Source organism: Castellaniella denitrificans (assembly GCF_042653765.1).
GTDB lineage: Bacteria > Pseudomonadota > Gammaproteobacteria > Burkholderiales > Burkholderiaceae_B > Castellaniella > Castellaniella denitrificans.
On record NZ_JBHSEZ010000028.1, the window covers coordinates 405,631 to 425,961 of the forward strand.

General features: G+C 72.5%; 19 protein-coding genes. All 19 read left to right on the forward strand.

What is annotated here, in order from left to right; genetic code table 11:
- The first annotated feature begins 3 nt into the window (after positions 1–3).
- The 19 genes from metE to ACFO27_RS14070 all read left to right on the forward strand — a co-directional run bounded on the left by metE (position 4) and on the right by ACFO27_RS14070 (position 20,330).
- Positions 4–2,301, forward strand: a complete 2,298-nt coding sequence (metE, locus tag ACFO27_RS13980) for a 5-methyltetrahydropteroyltriglutamate--homocysteine S-methyltransferase (RefSeq protein ID WP_376817867.1) — start codon at positions 4–6, stop codon at positions 2,299–2,301.
- Positions 2,302–2,441: 140 nt separating this feature from the next.
- Positions 2,442–3,005, forward strand: coding sequence for a DUF2889 domain-containing protein (locus tag ACFO27_RS13985; RefSeq protein ID WP_376817868.1), 564 nt, complete (start codon positions 2,442–2,444; stop codon positions 3,003–3,005).
- Positions 3,006–3,064: 59 nt separating this feature from the next.
- Positions 3,065–4,225: an ADP-forming succinate--CoA ligase subunit beta gene (gene sucC, locus ACFO27_RS13990; protein ID WP_376817869.1), complete on the forward strand. Its 1,161-nt coding sequence runs from the start codon at positions 3,065–3,067 to the stop codon at positions 4,223–4,225.
- 19 nt (positions 4,226–4,244) lie between these two features.
- Entirely contained in the window at positions 4,245–5,126 is an 882-nt protein-coding gene (gene sucD, locus ACFO27_RS13995) for a succinate--CoA ligase subunit alpha (RefSeq protein WP_323024202.1), read from the forward strand.
- Between the two features lie 104 nt (positions 5,127–5,230).
- Entirely contained in the window at positions 5,231–5,941 is a 711-nt protein-coding gene (locus tag ACFO27_RS14000) for a TerC family protein (RefSeq protein WP_376817870.1), read from the forward strand.
- Between the two features lie 88 nt (positions 5,942–6,029).
- Complete coding sequence (gene hemC / locus ACFO27_RS14005) at positions 6,030–6,980, forward strand: hydroxymethylbilane synthase (protein WP_376817871.1); 951 nt, start codon at positions 6,030–6,032, stop codon at positions 6,978–6,980.
- Between the two features lie 11 nt (positions 6,981–6,991).
- Complete coding sequence (locus ACFO27_RS14010) at positions 6,992–7,756, forward strand: uroporphyrinogen-III synthase (protein ID WP_376817872.1); 765 nt, start codon at positions 6,992–6,994, stop codon at positions 7,754–7,756.
- A gap of 18 nt (positions 7,757–7,774) precedes the next feature.
- Positions 7,775–9,031: a uroporphyrinogen-III C-methyltransferase gene (locus ACFO27_RS14015; RefSeq protein ID WP_376817873.1), complete on the forward strand. Its 1,257-nt coding sequence runs from the start codon at positions 7,775–7,777 to the stop codon at positions 9,029–9,031.
- Positions 9,032–9,041: 10 nt separating this feature from the next.
- Positions 9,042–10,535 carry a heme biosynthesis HemY N-terminal domain-containing protein gene (locus ACFO27_RS14020; protein ID WP_376817874.1) on the forward strand — a complete coding sequence of 498 codons (1,494 nt, stop codon included), beginning with the start codon at positions 9,042–9,044 and terminating at the stop codon, positions 10,533–10,535.
- Between the two features lie 30 nt (positions 10,536–10,565).
- Positions 10,566–11,102 (forward strand): inorganic diphosphatase, encoded by a 537-nt coding sequence (gene ppa / locus ACFO27_RS14025; protein WP_376817875.1) that lies wholly within the window; start codon positions 10,566–10,568, stop codon positions 11,100–11,102.
- Positions 11,099–11,797 carry a fumarylacetoacetate hydrolase family protein gene (locus ACFO27_RS14030; RefSeq protein WP_376817876.1) on the forward strand — a complete coding sequence of 233 codons (699 nt, stop codon included), beginning with the start codon at positions 11,099–11,101 and terminating at the stop codon, positions 11,795–11,797. The genes ppa and ACFO27_RS14030 overlap by 4 nt, the downstream gene beginning before the upstream one ends.
- Before the next feature lie 400 nt (positions 11,798–12,197).
- The gene (locus ACFO27_RS14035) at positions 12,198–12,428 is read left to right on the forward strand and encodes a hypothetical protein (RefSeq protein ID WP_323024361.1); all 231 of its coding nucleotides are present in this window, start codon (positions 12,198–12,200) and stop codon (positions 12,426–12,428) included.
- A gap of 1 nt (position 12,429) precedes the next feature.
- On the forward strand, positions 12,430–13,743 hold the full coding sequence (locus tag ACFO27_RS14040) for a hypothetical protein (protein ID WP_376817877.1): 1,314 nt from the start codon (positions 12,430–12,432) through the stop codon (positions 13,741–13,743).
- 1 nt (position 13,744) lies between these two features.
- Positions 13,745–14,464, forward strand: a complete 720-nt coding sequence (locus ACFO27_RS14045; protein ID WP_376817878.1) for a hypothetical protein — start codon at positions 13,745–13,747, stop codon at positions 14,462–14,464.
- Positions 14,461–15,186 (forward strand): hypothetical protein, encoded by a 726-nt coding sequence (locus ACFO27_RS14050; RefSeq protein ID WP_376817879.1) that lies wholly within the window; start codon positions 14,461–14,463, stop codon positions 15,184–15,186. Before ACFO27_RS14045 ends, ACFO27_RS14050 begins: the two co-directional genes overlap by 4 nt.
- Complete coding sequence (gene cpaB, locus ACFO27_RS14055) at positions 15,183–16,256, forward strand: Flp pilus assembly protein CpaB (protein WP_376817880.1); 1,074 nt, start codon at positions 15,183–15,185, stop codon at positions 16,254–16,256. The genes ACFO27_RS14050 and cpaB overlap by 4 nt, the downstream gene beginning before the upstream one ends.
- Complete coding sequence (locus tag ACFO27_RS14060) at positions 16,253–17,698, forward strand: type II and III secretion system protein family protein (RefSeq protein WP_376817881.1); 1,446 nt, start codon at positions 16,253–16,255, stop codon at positions 17,696–17,698. The genes cpaB and ACFO27_RS14060 overlap by 4 nt, the downstream gene beginning before the upstream one ends.
- Positions 17,695–19,497, forward strand: a complete 1,803-nt coding sequence (locus ACFO27_RS14065) for an ATPase, T2SS/T4P/T4SS family (protein WP_376817882.1) — start codon at positions 17,695–17,697, stop codon at positions 19,495–19,497. The genes ACFO27_RS14060 and ACFO27_RS14065 overlap by 4 nt, the downstream gene beginning before the upstream one ends.
- Positions 19,485–20,330, forward strand: coding sequence for a type II secretion system F family protein (locus ACFO27_RS14070; RefSeq protein WP_376817883.1), 846 nt, complete (start codon positions 19,485–19,487; stop codon positions 20,328–20,330). Before ACFO27_RS14065 ends, ACFO27_RS14070 begins: the two co-directional genes overlap by 13 nt.
- The last annotated feature ends 1 nt before the right edge of the window (position 20,331 follow it).

Consider the following 20,331-nt stretch of genomic DNA (forward strand, 5'->3'; position numbering starts at 1 on the left):
ATCATGACGATCATTCATAATCTGGGTTTTCCCCGAATCGGCGCCGCGCGGGAACTGAAGCGCGCCCAGGAAGCCTATTGGGCCGGCAAGGCCGATCTGGACAGCCTGCTGGCCACGGGCCGCGAACTGCGCGCCCGCCACTGGGCGATCCAGGCCGAAGCCGGCGCGCAATGGGTGCCGGTCGGCGATTTCGCCTGGTACGACCACATCCTGGAATGGACCACGCTGCTGGGCGCCGTGCCGGCGCGTTTCGGCCAGGCGGACGGCGCCCCGGTCGACCTGGACACCCTGTTCCGCATGGCGCGCGGCCGCGCCCCGTCGGGCACCCCCGCGGCGGCCTGCGAAATGACCAAGTGGTTCGACACCAACTATCACTACATTGTGCCGGAGCTTCATCCCGGCCAGACCTACCGCATCGCGCGCGAATCGCTGTTCGAGCAGGTGGCCGAGGCCCAGGCGCTGGGTCATCGCGCCCGTCCGGTGATCCCGGGTCCCCTGACCTGGCTGTGGCTGGGCAAGGGGGACGCCTACACGGGCGGTGCCGCCGACGCCGCCAAGCTGGACCTGCTGCCCGGCCTGCTGGCCGTCTACGAGCAGGTGCTGCGGCGGCTGGCCGCCCAGGGCGTGGAGTGGGTGCAGATCGACGAGCCCATCCTGGTGCTGGACCTGCCGCCGGCCTGGCGCGAGGCGCTGGCCGGCGTCTGCGCCCGCCTGGCGGCGCAGGGGCCGAAGGTGCTGCTGGCGACGTATTTCGGCGGCATCGAACACAACCTGGACGTGATCAAGTCCCTGCCGGTGCACGGCCTGCACGTGGACCTGGTGCGGGCGCCGGACCAGCGAGCAGCCGTGCTGGCCGCGCTGCGTGACGAACAGGTCCTGTCCCTGGGGGTGATCGACGGGCGCAACGTCTGGCGCGCCGACCTGGACCGCATCCATGAACAGGTCCGCGCGGCGGCCGACCGCCTGGGCGATCGCCTGTGGCTGGCGCCCTCGTGCTCGCTGCTGCACAGCCCCATCGACCTGGGCCTGGAGACCGCCCTGGACAACGAACTGCGCGGCTGGCTGTCCTTCGCCGTGCAGAAGCTCGACGAACTGCGCCTGTTGCGGACCCTGGTGGATGGCGACGCCGACGCCAACGACCGGCAGGCATTGGCGGCCGCCCGCCAGGCCGTGCGCGACCGCGCCGTGTCCAGCCGCATCCATCGCCGGGACGTGGCCGAGCGGCTCGCGGCCTCGGATTCGATCCGCCGCGACCGCGCGCCGTTCGCCCGGCGCATCGCCGCCCAGCAGGCGCGCCTGGGCCTGCCGCGCTATCCCACGACCACCATCGGTTCCTTCCCGCAGACGCCGGAAATCCGCGCGCTGCGCCGCGACTGGCGCGCCGGGGCGCTGGGGGACGCCGCCTACGAAAAGGCGATCCGCGAGGAAATCGAGCGCGTGGTGCGCTTCCAGGAGGAAATCGGGCTGGACGTGCTGGTGCACGGCGAGCCCGAGCGCAACGACATGGTGGAATACTTCGGCGAACTGCTGGCCGGCTTCGCCTTCACCGCCTACGGCTGGGTGCAGAGCTACGGCTCGCGCTGCGTCAAGCCGCCCCTGATCTACGGCGACGTGGCCCGCCTGGCGCCCATGACCGTGGCCTGGTCGGCCTACGCGCAGTCCCTGACGGACAAGCCGGTCAAGGGCATGCTGACCGGCCCGGTGACGATCCTGCAGTGGTCCTTCGTGCGCGACGACCAGCCGCGCGAACAGACCTGCCGCCAGATCGCCCTGGCCCTGCGCGACGAGGTCCAGGACCTGGAGCAGGCCGGCGTGACCGTGATCCAGATCGACGAGCCGGCCTTCCGCGAAGGCCTGCCGCTGCGGCGCGGCGACTGGGCCGCCTACCTGGACTGGGCGGTGGACTGCTTCCGCCTGTCCACCAGCGGGGTGCGCGACGACACGCAGATCCACACGCACATGTGCTATTCGGAGTTCAACGACATCATCGAATCGATCGCGGCGATGGACGCCGACGTCATCACCATCGAGACCTCACGCTCGAACATGGAGCTGCTGGGGGCGTTCGAGGCGTTCGCCTACCCGAACGACATCGGACCGGGGGTCTACGACATCCATTCGCCCAACGTTCCGCGCGAGGACTGGATGGTGGACCTGGTGCGGCGCGCCGCCCGCCGCCTGCCCGCCGAGCGGCTCTGGGTGAATCCGGACTGCGGCCTGAAGACGCGCGGCTGGCCGGAGACCCGCGCGGCGCTGCAGGCGATGGTGCAGGCGGCCCGGACGCTGCGCGAAGCGGCCTGACCGGACGCGCGGGCGCCGGCCCCCGAGGGGCCGGCGCGTCCCGCCCGGGGCGGGGCGGCGCATGGGCCCCCGACATAATCGGGGGCTTATACACGGTATATAATTGAAAGGTTTTACGAATCCCGGCCCTTTCGTCCCCCATGCCTTTGTCCGATCCGGCGTGTCCGCGCCGTCCCGTCCACACGCGCTCCATCCGCGTCGAATCCTATGCCCGGGATGATGGGCTGTGGGACCTGGAAGCCGAACTCGTCGACACCAAGGCCTACGATTTCCCGATCCGCGGCGGCGGCGTCCATCCCGCGGGCGCACCGGTGCACCACATGCGCCTGCGCATCACCATCGACGACCGCTTCACCATCACGGCGGCCGAGGCCGCCTACGAAGCCGCGCCCTACGGCGAATTCTGCGGCGCCATCGCGCCGGAATACCGCCGCCTGGTCGGCCTGAACCTGCTCAACCAGTTCCGCAAGCACGTGCGCGAGCGCTTCGGCCGCACGGCCGGCTGCACCCACGTCACGGAACTGACCGACGTGCTGCCCACCGTGGCCATCCAGACCATGGCCGGCCGCCAGCGGCAATCCGATACCGGCGAGCGGCCGTTCCAGCTGGACGGCTGCCACGCCCTGCGGGTGGACGGGCCCGTGGTGCGCGCACATTATTCCCCCTGGTATGTTCCCGCCGAGGCGCATTCCGATGAACGCTAGCTCTGAACGTCGAAGCGGCGGGCCGGCGGCTTTCTTTTTTCTCCACTGACAGGTAACTCATGAAAATTCACGAATATCAAGGCAAGGAATTGCTGAAGAAGTTTGGCGTGACTGTCCCGCGCGGCATCCCCGCGTTCTCGGTCGAGGAGGCCGTGGCGGCAGCCGAAAAACTGGGGGGTCCTGTCTGGGTCGTCAAGGCGCAGATCCACGCCGGCGGCCGCGGCAAGGGTGGCGGCGTGAAGGTCGCCAAGTCGCTGGACGAAGTCAGGACGCTGGCCGGCCAGATCCTGGGCATGCAACTGGTCACGCACCAGACCGGCCCCGAGGGCCAGAAGGTGCGCCGCCTGTACATCGAGGACGGCGCCGACATCCAGAAGGAATACTACCTGTCCGTCGTGACCGACCGCGCCACGCAGAAAGTGGCCTTCATCGCTTCGAGCGAAGGCGGCATGGACATCGAGGAAGTCGCCCATTCTTCCCCCGAAAAGATCATCACGGTGATGATCGATCCCCTGCAGGGCTTCACCCGGGCCGACGGCGAAAAGCTGGCCAAGGGCGTCGCCATGCCGGCCGATTCCGTGGACCAGTTCATCGACGTGTGCCAGAAGCTCTATACGTGCTACATGGAAACCGATGCCTCGCTGGTCGAGATCAACCCCCTGAACCGCGACAGCAAGGGCAACATCGTCGCCCTGGACGCGAAGTTCAACTTCGATTCCAACGCGCTGTTCCGTCACCCCGAGATCGTCGCCTACCGCGACCTGGACGAGGAAGATCCCGCCGAGATCGAGGCCAGCAAGTTCGACCTGGCCTACATCCAGCTCGACGGCAACATCGGCTGCCTGGTCAACGGCGCCGGCCTGGCCATGGCCACGATGGACACCATCAAGCTGTTCGGCGGCGAGCCGGCCAACTTCCTGGACGTCGGCGGCGGCGCCACGGCCGAAAAGGTCACCGAAGCCTTCAAGATCATGCTCAAGAACGACGGCGTGAAGGCCATCCTGGTCAACATCTTCGGCGGCATCATGCGCTGCGACGTGATCGCCGAAGGCGTCATCGCCGCCTGCAAGGCCGTGAACCTCGGCGTGCCGCTGGTGGTGCGCATGAAGGGCACCAACGAAGAACAGGGCAAGAAGATGCTGGCGGCCTCGGGCCTGCCCATCATCAGCGCCGATACCATGGCCGAAGCCGCGACCGCCGCCGTCGCCGCCGCGAAATAAGCACCACAGGGAATAGAACATGTCGATTCTGATCAACAAGGACACCAAGGTCATCACCCAGGGGATCACCGGCAAGACCGGCCAGTTCCACACCCGCATGTGCCGCGACTACGCCAACGGCCGCGCCGCCTTCGTGGCCGGCGTGCATCCGAAGAAGGCCGGCGAGGACTTCGAGGGCATCCCCATCTACGCCTCCGTGAAGGACGCCAAGCAGGCCACCGGCGCGACCGTGTCGGTCATCTACGTGCCGCCCGCGGGCGCCGCCGCCGCCATCTGGGAAGCGGTCGAGGCCGACCTGGACCTGGCCATCTGCATCACCGAAGGCATCCCCGTGCGCGACATGCTCGAAGTCCGCAACCGCATGCGCGCCGAGAATCGCAAGACCCTGCTGCTGGGCCCCAACTGCCCGGGCCTGATCACGCCCGACGAAATCAAGATCGGCATCATGCCGGGCCACATCCACCGCAAGGGCCGCATCGGCGTCGTCAGCCGTTCCGGCACCCTGACCTACGAAGCCGTGGCGCAGGTCACGGAACTGGGCCTGGGCCAGTCGAGCGCGGTCGGCATCGGCGGCGACCCGATCAACGGCCTGAAGCACATCGACGTGCTGAAGCTGTTCAATGACGATCCGGACACGGACGCCGTCATCATGATCGGCGAGATCGGCGGTCCCGACGAGGTCAACGCCGCGCAGTGGGCCAAGGACAACATGAAGAAGCCCGTGGTCGGCTTCATCGCCGGCGTCACCGCCCCGGCGGGCAAGCGCATGGGCCATGCGGGCGCCCTGATCTCGGGCGGCGCCGACACCGCCGACGCCAAGCTCGAAATCATGGAAGCCTGCGGGATCCGCACCACGCGCAACCCCTCGGAAATGGGCAAGCTGCTCAAAACCGTGCTGTAATGAAAGACCGGCGCGGAGCGGCCGACGCTCTCGCGCCGATCATCCGGGCCCCCGGCGTGGGGGCCTTTTCTTTTCCATCGCATTGACCAGGAGGCGGGCTCGGCATGCTCGAATGGCTCGGACAGATGCATTGGGGCGCGGTCTTCCAGATCGTCCTGATCGACGTCCTGCTGGGCGGCGACAACGCCGTCGTCATCGCGCTGGCCTGCCGCCGCCTGGAACACCGCCGGCGCCTGCAGGGCATCCTGTGGGGCACGGCCGGCGCCATCGTCCTGCGGGTGGCCCTGATCGCCTTCGCGCTGACGCTGCTCGCGTTCCCCGGCCTGAAGATCGTCGGCGCGCTGCTGCTGCTCTGGATCGGCATCAAGCTGCTGCTGCCGGACGGCGGCGCGCACGACGGCATCCAGGGCGCCGGCTCCGTCTGGGCGGCCGTGCGCACCATCATCATCGCCGATTTCGTCATGAGTCTGGACAACGTCATCGCCATCGCCGGCGCGGCCCAGAACACCGTCGCGGACCACCGGCTGGCCTACGTCGTCTTCGGCCTGCTGCTGAGCGTGCCCATCATCGTCTGGGGCAGCACCCTGGTGCTGCGGCTGATCGACCACTATCCGCTGGTGGTGACGCTGGGCGCGGGCCTGCTGGGCTGGATCGCCGGCGGGATGCTGGTCACCGACGCCGCCCTGGCGGACTGGCTGGGTTCCGGCCAGGAATCGATCCGCCTGGGCGCCGAAATCGCCGGCGCCCTGCTCGTCATGGGCCTGGGCACCTGGCTGGGCCGCCGCGCGGCGGCCGCCACACGGACCGCGCCATGAAATTGAAACGTCCCACCCTGCTGCAGGGCCTGGCCATCCTGGCCGCGCTGGGCCTGCTGCTTCGCTTGCTGCTCTCGAGGTACACCGCATGACCGACGCCCCGGCACCCCAAACCCTTGTCATCGCCACCCGGGCCAGCCGCCTGGCGCTGTGGCAGGCCCGCCACGTGCAGGCCCGCCTCCAGGACCTGTATCCCGGCTGCCGGGTCGAACTGCTGGAAATGACCACGCGCGGCGACCAGATCCTGGACCGGACACTGTCCAAGGTCGGCGGCAAGGGCCTGTTCGTCAAGGAACTGGAAACCGCGCTGCTGGACGGGCGCGCGGACCTGGCCGTGCATTCCCTCAAGGACGTGCCGGTCGACCTGACGGCTCCGTTCGCCCTCTCCACCATCATGGAGCGGGCCGATCCCTGCGACGCGCTGGTGTCCAACACCGCGGGATCCCTGGACGAGCTGCCCCCGGGCGCCGTCGTCGGCACTTCCAGCCTGCGCCGCGAGGCCCAGCTGCGCGCCCGCTACCCCCACCTGGCGGTCAAGCCCCTGCGCGGCAATCTGGACACCCGACTGGCCAAGCTCGACCGGGGCGACTACGCCGCCATCGTGCTGGCCGCGGCCGGCCTGCGGCGCCTGGGCCTGGCGGACCGGATTCGCGCCGTCCTGCCGGTGGAGCTCAGCCTGCCGGCCGCGGGGCAGGGGGCCCTGGGCATCGAGATCCTGGCCGACCGTGCCGATCTGCGGGGCTGGCTGGCGCCGCTGGCCTGCGGCGAGACCACCGCCTGCGCCCTGGCCGAGCGCGCCGTGTCGCGCGCGCTGGGGGGCTCCTGCCAGGTGCCCCTGGCGGCGTACGCCGTCCTGCGGGACGGCCGCCTGAACCTGCGGGCGCTGGTGGCGGAACCCGACGGCGGCCGCGTCCTGCGCGCGCACGCCGAGGGCGCGCCCGAGGCCGCCGAAACGCTGGGCGCCGCCGTCGCCCGGGACCTGCTCGGCCAGGGAGCGGACGCGATCCTGGCCCGCCTGTCCGAGTCCGCCGCCTCCTGAGCGGTCCCGGGATGGACCCGCAGGCCCCGGTCGTGCTCACGCGCCCCGCAGGGCGCAACGAATCGCTGGCCCGCGCCCTGCGCGCGGCCGGCGCGACGGTGATCGAGGCGCCGGCCCTGGCGATCGAGCGGCTGGACGCCGCCGTCCCAGAGTTCCGGGCGGGCGATCTCTGCGTCTTCGTCAGCCGCCAGGCGGTGGACGCCTGTTTCGACGGCCGCGCCGGCGCGCCCTGGCCGGATGGCGTCCGGGCCGCGGCGGTGGGCGCGGCGACCGCCCGGGCGCTGCGCGCCCACGTGCCCGAAGACCTGGTCCTGGCGCCGGGTGCCGGCGCCACCCCCGATTCGGAATCGCTGCTGGCCGTCATCGAGGCCGCGGGCCTGGCGCCGGGTCGCGCCCATATCCTCCGGGCGCAGCGGGGGCGCGACTGGCTCGCGCGGCAGCTGCGGGCGCGCGGCTGGGCGGTGGAATGCCACGCCCTGTACCGGCGCGGCCCCGTGGCCTGGGACCGCGCCGTGTGCGCCGCCCTGGCGGATTCGTCCGGCTGTACGCTGCTGCTGACCAGTCCCGAGGCCGTCGACGCCGTGGCCGACAGCCTGCGCCGCCAGGGCCTGGACTGGCCGCCCGCCCTGAGGGTCGTCACGCTGCACGAGCGGATCGCGCGGCGTTTACAATGCATCTATGCCGATCGCCCCGCGGGCGCGCTGACCGTGCGCCTGAGCGCGCCCGATGAGGCCGCCTTGTTTCAGGCTATATTGGCATCTGCGAGATCAGCCTAGAAGGACCCGTACGCCGCCATGACCGATACCGATCACAGCTCGCCCGCACCGACCCCCGAATCGGCGACGCCCGCCTCGGCGCTGGCAACGGCCCAGGCAGGGGCGGGACGGACACGGTCGGGAGGCCCCGTCCTGGCGGTGGTCCTGCTGGTCCTGCTCGCCCTGGTCCTCGGGGGCGCGCTGTACTACCAGAACCGGCAGTACCGCGCCCTGCGCGCCGACCTGCAGCGGCAGCACGAGCAAAGCGTCCAGCTCGTCCAGGAGACCCGCGCCCAGGCGGGGCAGGCCCTGTCCCTGGTCCAGGAGCAGGCCGCCCGGATCGAGGATCTGCGCGGCGCCCTGGACACCACCTCCAGCCAGGTCCAGGAACTCGACCAGGCCCTGCGGATGATGACGGACAGCGGCTCCGACCTGCTGCTGCTCAACGACATCGACCACCTGGTCACCATCGCCCAGCAGCAGCTCGCCCTGGGCGGCAACGTCGCCAACGCGATCATCTCCCTCGAAGCCGCGCAGGCCCAGCTGGCGCGCGCCAACCGCCCCGGGCTGGCGGCGCTGCAGCAGTCGATCAACGGCGACCTGGACCGCCTGCGCGCCGTGGCGACCATCGACTTGCCGGCCCTGTCGGCGCGGATCGACCGCCTGTCCGACCTGATCGGGACCGCGCCGTTGCTGGTCCCGGACACTGCCGCGCCCGCGGCCGGCCAGGTTGCCCCCGCGGCGCCGGCGCAGGCGCCTGCCGCCGCCTCCCAGGCTCCGGCCGGGCCGGCGCCCGAGGGCTGGCGCGCGGTGGCCGCCGGCGCCTGGCAATGGACGCGGGACGCGGCCGGCATGCTGTCGCAGGATCTGCGCGGCCTGTTCGACGTGCGCCGGGTGGACGACGCGGCCGCGCTGCTGATGTCGCCCGACCAGGCCCTGCGCTTCCGCGAGGTCCTGAAACAGCGGGCCGTGACGGCCCAGCTGGCCTTGATGATGCGCCAGTCGCGCATCTGGCAGGCCGAACTCGGGCAGCTGTCCAGGGCCATCGACCAGCGCTACGACATGCGCGCCGAGTCCTCCCGCGAGGCCCTGAAGATCGCCCGCGAACTGCATGACACCGCGATCGAGGTCGCCTTGCCGACCGTGGACAACAGCCTGGCCGCGATCGCCGCCGCCCGGGATGCCGCCGCCGCCGAGGAAGACGAGCAGGATGGCGGCGTCCCCGACGATTCCGGCCAGGACGACGACGCCCCGGTGACGCAATCGCCCGCCGTTGCGCCCGCCGGCGCGGTCTGAGGGGAGCGCGATGCGATCCTGGATCTGGACCCTGATTCTGTTCGCGGCCGCCGTGGCGCTGGCCCTGGTGCTGCGCGAGCACGGCGGCAACGTCCTCATCGTCGCCCAGCCGTGGCGCATCGAACTGTCCCTGTCGCTGGCCGTCGTGCTCGCGCTGGTGGCCTTCCTTGCGCTGCACTGGCTGCTGCGCGCGCTGAGCTGGCTGGGGAACAGCCCCGGCCGCCTGCGCGCCTGGCGCGGGCGCCGCGCCCAGAAGCGCGACGTCGAACTGCTCGAACGCGGCTGGATCAACGTGCTCGAAGGCCGCTACGTCCAGGCTGAAAAAGACCTGTCCAGCCTGGTGTCGCGCACCCGCTCGGCCGACCGCAAGGTGCTGGCCGGGCTCAGCGCGGCGCGCGCCCTGCACCTGCTGGGCGAAACCGCGCGGCGCGACCAGGTTCTGCGGCTCGCCCAGGAAGGCGCCGGCCAGGATTCCCGCCTGCGCCAGGCCGTGGACACGGTGACGGCTGAAATGTACCTGGACCAGAACCGCGCCGAAGAAGCCCTGGCCCTGCTCGAACCGCTGCAGGACGCCTCGTCGCGCTTCCTGCACGGCACGCGCCTGCTGCTGCGCGCCCACCGCCAGCTGGGCCATGCGGACCGCGTGTACGAACTCACGCGCCTGCTGCTGCGCCGGGGCGCCATCGACGAAGCCCAGGCTCGCCAATTCATCCGGGAATCGACCGCGCAGCGCCTGTCCCGGGTCGAGGAATCCGGCTGGGACGCCCTCTGGGGCGACCTGAGCGCCGCCGAGCGGCTGGATCCGGACGTGGCGCTGGCCGGCGCCCAGGCCCAGGCCAGGCTGGGCCATCCGGCCGAATCGGCCCGCATCCTGGAAGCCGCCCTCGGCCGCCGGCTGGACGACCGCCTGCTGCGCGTCTACGCCCATTGCGACGCGGCCCAGGCCAGCCACCGGCTCGGCCATGCCGAGCTCTGGCTGAGATCCAATCCCGACCACCCTGGCCTGCTGGCGGCGCTGGGCCAGATCTGCCTGGCGGCCCGGCTCTGGGGGCAGGGCGAACATTACCTGGAACGCAGCCTGGCCCTGCGCGCCGACACCCACATCCACGCCCTGCTGGGCAACCTGCACGACGCGCTGGGCCATCCCGAGCAGGCCCTGCGGAACTGGCGGCTGGCCTGCCAGGCGGCGGATGCCGAAATCCCCGCCGTCGACCGCCTGCTGCCGGCCGCCGACACGCGCGGCGATCCCCGCTTCGACGAGACGGACGAAGCGGCCGAGGCGGCGCCCGGCGAACCGCCGCTGGCCACGTCGTATGCCGCCAGCGGCGTCTATGTCCAGGACGAGACGGACGTTGCCGCGGATCCCGTGTCCGCGCCGCCGCCTCCCGGCCCCTCGGCCGGGGCGCCGGCCGCATCCGCGCCCGCCGAGGACGAATACTTCGACACTGCGCCCATCCCCGGGGTGGACATGTCCCAGACCTCGGACGGCGGCGCGCGCAAATAGATTTTTCTGTCTGACCTATCAAGGAACCCCATGAGCCTAGATCGTGTGCCGGCCGGCGACAAGCTGCCCGAGGAATTCAACGTCGTGATCGAGATCCCGATGAACGCGGACCCGGTCAAGTACGAAGTCGACAAGGCCAGCGGCGCCGTGTTCGTGGACCGCTTCATGCTGACCGCCATGCACTACCCCTGCAACTACGGCTACATCCCCCAGACCCTGTCGGAAGACGGCGATCCGGTGGACGTGCTGGTGATCGCGCCGTTCCCGGTGCAGGTCGGCTCGGTGATCCGCTGCCGCGCCCTGGGCGTGATGAACATGGAAGACGAAGCCGGCAAGGACGCCAAGCTCCTGGCCCGTCCGGTCGACAAGCTCTACCCGCCGTACCGCCAGATCGAATCGACGGCGGACCTGCCGGCCGAGGAACTGCAGCGCATCCAGCACTTCTTCGAGCACTACAAGGACCTGGAAAAGGGCAAGTGGGTCAAGGTCCAGGGCTGGTCGGGCGTGGACGCCGCCAAGCAGGAAATCCGCTCCTCCGTCGAGCGCTACGAGCAGGCCAAGGGATGAGTGAAACCGTGATTCCCCGTCCCGAGGCGGCCACCGTGGCCGTCCAGGGCACGTCGGCCCGCTTCCCCGTGCGGCGCATCTACTGCGTCGGCCGCAACTACGCGGAACATGCGCGGGAAATGGGCGATTCCGGGCGCGAGCCGCCGTTCTTCTTCGCCAAGCCCGCCGACGCCGTCCTGAACGTCGCCGACGGCGCCGAGGGCGTGCTGCCGTACCCGCCGCTCACCCGGGACCTGCACCACGAGGTCGAACTCGTCGCCGCGCTGGGATCGGGCGGCCGCGACCTGACGCCCGGGCAGGCGGCCGCCTGCGTCTGGGGCTACGCCATCGGCCTGGACATGACGCGCCGCGACCTGCAGGGCGCAGCCAAGAAGGCCGGCCGTCCCTGGGAAACCGGCAAGGCCTTCGACCACAGCGCGCCCATCGGACCGCTGCATCCGGCCGCTTCCGCCGGCGCGATGGCGAAGGGGGCGATCACCCTGTCGGTCAACGGCCAGCCGCGCCAGTCGGGCGACCTGTCGGACATGATCTGGTCGGTGCCGGAAGCCATCGCCTACCTGTCCACGCTGTTCGAACTGCGGGCCGGCGACCTGATCTTCACCGGCACGCCGGCCGGGGTCGGCGCCGTCGAGCCGGGCGACCGGCTCGAGGCCGCCATCGAGGGGCTGGGCACCCTGCGCCTGCGCATCGGCTGATCCTTCGGCCGCGCCGGTCCGGCCCGCGCTCCGGACCCGGACCCGGATCGGCCGGATGGTCCGGGCCCGCCCTGGACGCAGGCGCCGGGCCGGCGGAACTCCACGCGCGGCCGGCGGGCGGGACACTTTCAGCCAGGACGGGAAGTGCGAATAGGCGGGCAGGCGAGGGCGGGGCACACTGGGCTCCATCCTCTTTCCGGAGCCCGCCATGTCCGCCTTCCTTCGCCTGCCGCGCCGCGCCCGTCCCGGACCGTCTTCCGGCCGCCTTCGCCGCATCCTTCCCGGCGCGCCGTCCTTCGGCGCCGTGCGCGAACCGGTCCGGCCGGGCACGCCGGATGCGCCCGTTCTCCTGACGCCCCGGCTCGGTCCGGCCGCCCGGGCCGCGCAGCGCGGGCAGGCCATGGTCGAGTACGTGGTGGTCGTCGCCCTAGTGGCCGTGGCCGCCATCGCGGTCTACCAGCTCTTCGGGCAGGTGATCCGCGCCCAGACGGCGGCCATGGCACGCGAGATCGCCGGGGAAGACGGCTCCGAGCAGTCCCGCATCGCCCAGACGGCGGCCGAATCCGCCGCGGCCCAGGCGGCCGCCAAATCGCTGAAGTCCTTCACCGGCAATGCGGCGGCGGGGCAGTGACATGGCCGGCCTCCGCCATCCGCACCGCGGCCAGCAGGGCCAGGTCCTGGTGCTGGGCATGCTGCTGGCGGCCGTGCTGGCCCTGGCCTGGACGCGTTATTTCGCCACCGGCCAGGTCCTGGCGGCCAAGACCCGGCTGGTCCACGGCCTGGACGCCGCCGCCTACAGCGGCGCCCTGGTCCAGGCCCGGACCCTGAATTTCCTGGCTTACCTGAACCGTGCCCGGATGGCGCACCAGCTGGCCATGGCGCACCTGGTCACGCTAGGCAGCTGGGCGCAATACGCCGGCATGGAATCGCGCCGCCTGGCCCAGGGCAATCCGCCCGCCCACCTGATCGGCATGCTGTTCGGCGCCGATCACGGCCGCGCCTACCTGGCGGCGGCGGCCGCCGCCGGCCTGGAGGCCCAGGCGCGCGCCGATGGGGCCCTGGGCCGGGCCTACGCCGCGCACGAACGCTTCGTGCACGAGCGGTCGGCGGACCTGTCGCGCGCCCTGGCCCGGGACCTGCCCCAGGCGCGCCTGGATGCGATGCGGGCCGTGCTGGCCGCCCACTATCCCGAACGCAAGTCCGGCGATCTGCAGCCCGTGGTGGCGGACGACGCCTGGCCCGGCCTGCTGCGCCGCCATGCGCCGGACGCGCCGTTGTTCGACTGGGTGCGCGATCTGGCCGGCCTGTATCCCTTCCTCGGTCCGCGGGACCATACGGCGCGCAATCCCTGGCCGGTCAGCGCCCGTTGTCCGCACCTGCGCCACGAACTGCGGCGGCGCGGGGGCACGGCGCTGGACGAGTCCGGCCGCTGGCGGGCGGGGGACACGCAGTCCTTCCACGCGGTGCGCTCCAACCGCTGGATCGGCTGCTACTACCGGGAATACGCCATGGGCTGGGCCTGGATGCCGGCGCGGCCCGGCCAGGCGATGGACGCGGATCACGTCGATGTGCCGCCGGAAGACTTCGCCGACCAGGATTTCTGGCGCTGGGTGCGGGCGGCGACGCAATGGGACCTGGTGGGCGGCCGGGACAATCCCCTCGCCAATTCCTATGCGCTGCGGGACCGGCGGTCCTGGGCCTCCCGCGGCCTGGGCGACTACCTGGACGTCGGCGCCGGGGCCAGTCCGGACGCCGCGTCGGGGTTCGTCGTGCGCATGGAACTGCCGGATGCCTCGGGCCGCCCGATCCGCGCCCGCAGCGCCGCGGAAAGCCTGTTTTCCCGGCCCGAGCGGCGGGCGGACGGCCTCGACGAAACCCCCAGCCTGTTCCATCCCTACTGGCACGCGCGCCTGGCAGCCGGGTTGTCCGACGCACCGGGAGACTGACATGTCCGTTCATCCGCATCAGGGCGGCCAGGCCCTCGCCGAGACCCTCGTCGCGCTGGCCGCGCTGGGCAGCCTGTGGCTGGGCATCGCCTGGCTGGGACGCCTGCAGGATGTCGGCCTGCAACTGGCCCATGCCAGCCGCCGCGCCGCCTTCGCCCATGCCCTCCAGGGTCTGGCGCCGGAGGCGCTGGAGTCCGGCGCGGATGGCTACCTGGATGCGCCCGGGCATCGCTGGCGGACCCGGCAAGGGCTGGATTTCCTGGCGGACGAGGCCAGTCTGGCCCTGGAGCCGCTCGGCGTCCCGGCCGGCCGGCAGCCTGGCGATCCCGTGGCCGGGGCGGCGGACCTGCGCCGGGAATTGCGGCTGGGCGATCCGGACGTCTGGCGCGCCGTCGCCCGGGTCCGGACCGCCGGCGCGCGTGCGACGGCGGGGGACTTGCGCGATTTCGACCGGCTGGGGCTCGGCCTGCGCCGCCATACCGCGATCCTGAGCGGCGATGGCGCGGCCACAGGCGATGCCGCCGTCCAGGCGGCCCTCGCGGACAGTCCGCGCGCCTGGGGTGATGCGGCTTCGGCCTCCCGGGCGGCGGGCCGGGCGGTTCTGGGCCGTCTCCAGGGGGTGGACGCCGCCTGGGGCCGCGCCTTGCCCGATTGGGACTGGATCGTCCCCTGGACGGCGAGCGTGCCGCGCCCGCACCTGCAACCTTGGAGACAGCCATGAATTCATTCGTATCCTGCATGCGTCCGCCCTCGATGCTGATGGCGGCCCTGCTGCTGTGCGCCGGTTCGGCCGCCGCCGGCCCCTGGGATCCGGCCCGGGCCGAGGCCCTGGCCGGATGGTCCTGGGCAGCCCCCATGGTGTTCGATCTCCCCGGCGCCTATTTGCAGGTGCGGCGTTTCCGGGCTCCGATGGCGCCGGCGGACGCGGCGCGGCGGCTCACGCGCGCAGGCGAGTCCCGGTTCGACCGGCTGCAATTTTCCGGCGCCGTGCTGTCGCTGTCGGGCCTCCATGAGGGCCGGCACTGGCTGGCTCAACTGCGGCCGGCCGATGACGGCGGCGGAAGCACGGTCGGCTTGTTGTCCAGTCTGGGGCCCGGGCCCCGGCGCGAGGCCGGATTCGATCCGGCGGCGCTCGCGCCGCCCGGGGCGCGGCCCGTGCTGCGCGCCTCCAGCCGCATGGCCGGCGGCGCCGGATCTCTGGCCAGCTACCTATGTCCGGGACCGTACCCGCGCGTGGCCGCCGCCGTGCTGCGCGCCCTGCGGGACTGGCGCTGGCGGCCGGTGGCGCCGGCCGACGAGGCCTTCGGCCCGGCGGCGGGCCGCGCGCTCTCGGCGGCCGGCGAATGGACGCAACCGGACGGCGCCCGCCTCACGGTCCATCTCCACCCCCGGGCCGACGCCGTCGCCCTGACCTTCTGGCACCGGACCAAGGAGTCCTCATGACGTTCCCTTTTCCGCTCGTCCCCCGATCCGCCGTCCTGGGGGCGTTGGCCCTGGGCACCGGCCTGCTGGCGGCGGGCGCCCTGGCCCTGCATGTGCGCGAGCGCGAGCGGCAGATCGAGGACCGCGCCCGCCTGGACATGGTCGAGCGCATCGTGGCCGCCCGGGATCTCGCGGCCGGTGCCCGGCTGACGCCGGACGACCTGGCCGTGCGCAGCTTTCCCGCCCGCTGGGTGGGCGGCGACACCTTGCCGCTGGCCCGGCTGGGCGAACTCGAGGGCCGGGTCCTGGTGACCGCCGTGCGCGCGGGCGACGCGCTGGTGCCCGCGCACACCGTGCGCCCCCAGCCCGCCTTTTCGGAACACCTGGCGCCCGGACGGCGCGCCATCACGCTGCCGGTGGACCAGGTCAATTCCCTGTCCGGCCTGCTGCAGCCCGGCGACCTGATCGACCTGTACGTGTCCTTCGACCACAGGCGCAAGCGCCTGACGGCGCCGCTGCTCCAGGGCGTGCTGGTATTGGCGACGGGCCGCGAGACCCGCGCCTCCGAGGCCGGGGCCGAGGAATCCTCCTACTCCACGGTGACGCTCGACGCGGCACCCGAGGACGTCGTGAAGCTGGTCGCCGCCCGCCAGGCGGGCACGCTGACCGCCATCCTGCGCCACCCCGGGGACGCGCGCGCCGACCGCCGGGCCGCCCGGGGCGACCTGGCGTCTCTGCTGGGGGTGGGCGAGCCGCCGCGCGCACCGGCCCGGCGGGCCGTCATCCTGTACGGCTCTTCGGGCGCCCGCGCCTTGCCGGGCTGGGCCGATCCGGAAGGACAGCCCGCGCGGCCCGGCAATGGCTGGTTCGACCTGCCCGGAGGGCAGGCCCTGGCCAGCGCCTGGATGCGCGCGTTGGCGGGGCAGGCGGAGCGCGGCGCGCCGGTGGCCGATGGGGAACCCGCCGTCTTCGTGGCCGACGCGCCGCCGGGCCCGGCGGCCTGGCCCGGCCCGGCGAGGGAACTGGATGACGAGGACGACGGCGCTCCGGCTGCCCGGACCGTCCAATCCGAAGACGGGGAGACGCCATGAATCCGCGCCCGCTTCCTGCCCGTGGCCTGTGTCCGGCCCTGTGCCTGTCCTTGGGGCTGGCGATGCCGGTCCCGGCCGCCTCCGCTCCAGCCGCTTCGGCTCCCGTCGCCGAAACCCCGCTGGCGCTCCAGGCGGGCGAGGTCCGGGTGCTGGGCATCCCCGGCGTGGCCCGGGTGGCGGTGGGTGACGGCAAGATCCTGAACGCCGTCAGCACCGACGACCGCGAAGTCATCGTGTTCGCCCGCAAGCCCGGTTTCAGCACGCTGCATGCCTGGACGGCGGACGGCCAGGCCTATCGCTATGTCGTGGAGGTCGCGCCCGAAGGGACGCGCCAGCTGCGGGACGAACTGCGCAGTCTGCTGGAACGCATCCCGGGCGCCCGCGTGACGTCCCTGGGCGACAAGCTGCTGGTCGAAGGCGACGACCTGTCCGACGGCGACCGGCAGCGCCTGGCGGAACTGGGGCGCCGCTACCCGCAATTGCTGGATTTCACCGGCACGGTCGGCTGGGACCAGATGGTGCTGCTGGACGTGCGCGTGGTCGAGGTGCCGCGCTCCCTGCTGCGCGAGGTCGGCCTGCGCTGGGGTGGCGAGAGCATCGGCGGCGTGAACGCCGGCCTGGGATGGGACGGGGGTTCCCGCCGCTACGCCGACCGGCCGGGCGAAACCGTGCTGCCCCTGGCCTTCCCGTCGCCCCGGGCCGCCGGCTACTTCGGCATCAACGCGCTGCTGTCGGCGCGCATCGACCTGCTGGCCCAGGACGGGCGGGCGGTGGTGCTGGCCCAGCCCCAGCTCCTGGCCCGCAGCGGCGCGACCGCCGAATTCCTGGCGGGGGGCGAAGTGCCCTACAGCACGGTGGACGGCAACGGCAATACCCAGACGGCCTTCAAGCCCTACGGGGTGTCGCTGCGCATCACGCCGTCCATCGAACGCAGCGGCGCCGTGCGCTCGCGCCTGGAAGTCGAGGTCAGCGCCATCGATCCGTCGCTGTCGGTGCCGGGCGGGCCTTCCCTGAAGACCCGCCGCACGGCCACCGAATTCAACGTGCGCTCCGGCCAGACCCTGGTGCTGGCCGGCTTCCTGTCGCGGGACACGGCCCGCAACGTGGATCGCCTGCCGGGCCTGGGCGACCTGCCTGTCCTGGGAGCCCTGTTCCGTTCGACGCGCTTCCAGCGCAACGAAACGGAACTGGCCATCCTGGTCACGCCGCAACTGGTGACGGCGGATCATCCCGACCTGCGCCTGCGCGCCCGGCGCGCGGACGCGATCCTGGGCCGGGCGTTTCCGGCCGAACCCGTGCTGCTGGCGCCCGTCCGGTCCGCATCTCCGGTTTCCGTCCGGGAACCCGGGCCGGGCTGGAATCCGCGCGCCGTTGGTCCCGGCTCCCAGTGGCAGGGCGCCGCCACCGGACCGGGCGGCGCCACCGAAGAGGCCATGCCATGAACACCGTCGATCTCGATCTGCGCTTCGAGGATGGCCGCCGCCGGCGCGAGCGGTATGCCTTGCCCTTGCTGATCGGCCGCGACGGGGCCTGCGGCCTGGCCTTGCGCGCCTGGCGGGTCGGGCGCCGGCATGCGCGCCTGCTGCTGCGCCAGGACGAGCTCTGGATCGAGGACTTCGGTTCCCTGTGCGGCACCGTCGTCAACGGGGAACGGGTCGCCGCCTATGGCCCGCTCACGGAGCATGACGAGGTGGTCATCGGCCCGTGCCTGCTGCGCGTCCTGCCGGCGGGAACGGAAGCGCGGGATGCCGGGCCGAGCGGGGCGGCCGGTTGCGCGCCGGACGAAAGCGCGGCGGGCGCCGTGGAGGCGGACTCGGCCGATGGCGAGCGCCCGCATGCCGGCCGGCCGGGCCGGGCCGGGCCCGGGGACAGGGCGGGGCGGGCGCGTCCGGACGAGACGGGGATGCCGTCGGCCGATGGGGCCGGATCCGCCGCGCAGCCTCACCGGCGCCGCTTGCACGAGGGCCTGATCGCCGCGCTGCAGCTGCGCCGCCGCGACATCGGCGGGATGAGTGACGCCGCGCTGCGGGCCGAGGCCGCCGCCGTGCTGGCCGGCCTGATCGCCGCCGACGAGGCCCTGCCTCCGGAGCTGGACCGGGAGGCGCTGGTCCGGGAACTGGTGGACGAGGCCGTCGGCCTGGGACCGCTCGAACCGCTGCTGGCGGATCCCGGCGTCACGGAGATCATGGTCAACCGCCACGACGAGATCTTCATCGAGCGCGGCGGGCGCCTGGCGCGCGCCGCCGCCAGCTTCAGCGGCGAGCAGGCGGTGCTGGGCGTCATCGACCGGATCGTGGCGCCGCTGGGGCGGCGGATCGACGAAAGCGCGCCCATGGTCGACGCCCGCCTGCGCGACGGCTCCCGGGTGAACGCCGTGATCGCGCCCATCGCCCTGCGCGGCGCCAGCCTGACGATCCGCAAGTTTCCCGCCCGGCGCCTGGACATGTCCGACTTGCTGGCGGTCGGCGCCCTGGACGAGGCTATGGCGCGGTTCCTGACGCATTGCGTGCGCCATCGCAAGAACCTGATCGTCTCCGGCGGTACCGGCTCGGGCAAGACCAGCCTGCTGAACGTCCTGTCCAACGCCATCCCGGCCGGCGAGCGCGTCATCACGATCGAGGACGCCGCCGAACTGCGCCTGAACCACGTCCATCTGGTCAGCCTGGAGGCCCGGCCGCCGAATGCCGAAGGCCGGGGCCGCGTCGAGATCCGCGACCTGGTGCGCAACGCCCTGCGCATGCGCCCGGACCGCATCGTCGTGGGGGAATGCCGGGGCGGCGAGGCCTTCGACATGTTGGCCGCCATGAACACCGGGCACGAGGGCTCGCTGACCACGCTGCATGCGAACAGCCCGCGCGACGCCCTGGGCCGCCTGGAGACCATGATCCTCATGGCGGGCATGGACCTGCCGCTGGCCGCGATCCGCGAGCACGTCGCCTCCAGCATCGACTTCATCGTCCAACTGGTGCGCGCGGCCGACGGCCGGCGCCTGGTGAGCGCGATCGTCCAGGTGACGGGCCAGGAAGGCGGGCGCATCCAGCTGCAGGACCTGTTCCTGGGGCGCGCCGGGCCGCCCGCCGTGTTCGCCGGCTGCGGCCTGCCGCCCGACGGCTTCGAGGGCGCGGCGGCGCTCGATGCCGCGCTGTTCTCCGGCCGCACCGTCCGCCAGGGCCGGGCGGCGCTGGACGAGGCGTCCCGCCTGAACACCCCGTCCCCCGGAGACGCGCCATGGCCGTCCTGATCTTCCTGGTGTTCGCGGGCAGCGTCGCGCTGGCCGCCTGGTGGCTGTTCGGACAGGCGGACCGCGCCTGGACGCGCTACGAGGAACGCATGCGAGACGAGACCCGGCGCACGCTGGACGCGTCCTTCCTGTTCCTGGACATGGCCCAGCTGCGGCCGGCCGCGGCCGGGCTGGGCCTGGTCCTGATGCTGGCGGTGGCCTGGCTGGCCGGCCGCTGGTGGGGCGTGCTGCCCGTGCTTGCCGGGCTGCTGTGCGCGCCGCCGCTGGTCCTGCGCCACGTGCGCCTGCGCCGCGCGCGGCGGTTCGACGCCCAGTTGCCCGATCTGGTCCAGGCGCTGGCGGGCGCGCTGCGTGCCGGGGCCGGAGTCCAGCCGGCCCTGCGGCATCTCGTGGCCCAGTCCGGCCCGCCGCTGTCCCAGGAGTTCGGCCTGATGCTGCGCGAGCAGCGCCTGGGCCTGGGTTTCCAGGAAGCCTTGCTGCAGTTGCGCGCCCGCATGCCGACCGAGTCCTGCGGCCTGGTGGTGTCGGCGCTGGGCATCGCCGCCCGCACGGGTGGCAGCCTGGCCGACACGCTGGAAAGCATCGCCCAGACGCTGCGGGCGCGGCAGCATTGGCTGGGCCGGGTCGAGGCGCTCACCGCCCAGGGCCGCATGCAGAGCCGCATCATGGCCGGCCTGCCGGCGGCGCTGGCCCTGGTGCTGGTCCGCCTGGAACCCGAGGCCATGGCGCTGCTGTGGCGGACCTGGTACGGCTGGATCGTGATGGCGGCGATCCTGGCGCTCGAAGGCCTGGGCATCCTCTGGATCCGGCGGGTGGCCGCGGTCGAGGTGTAGC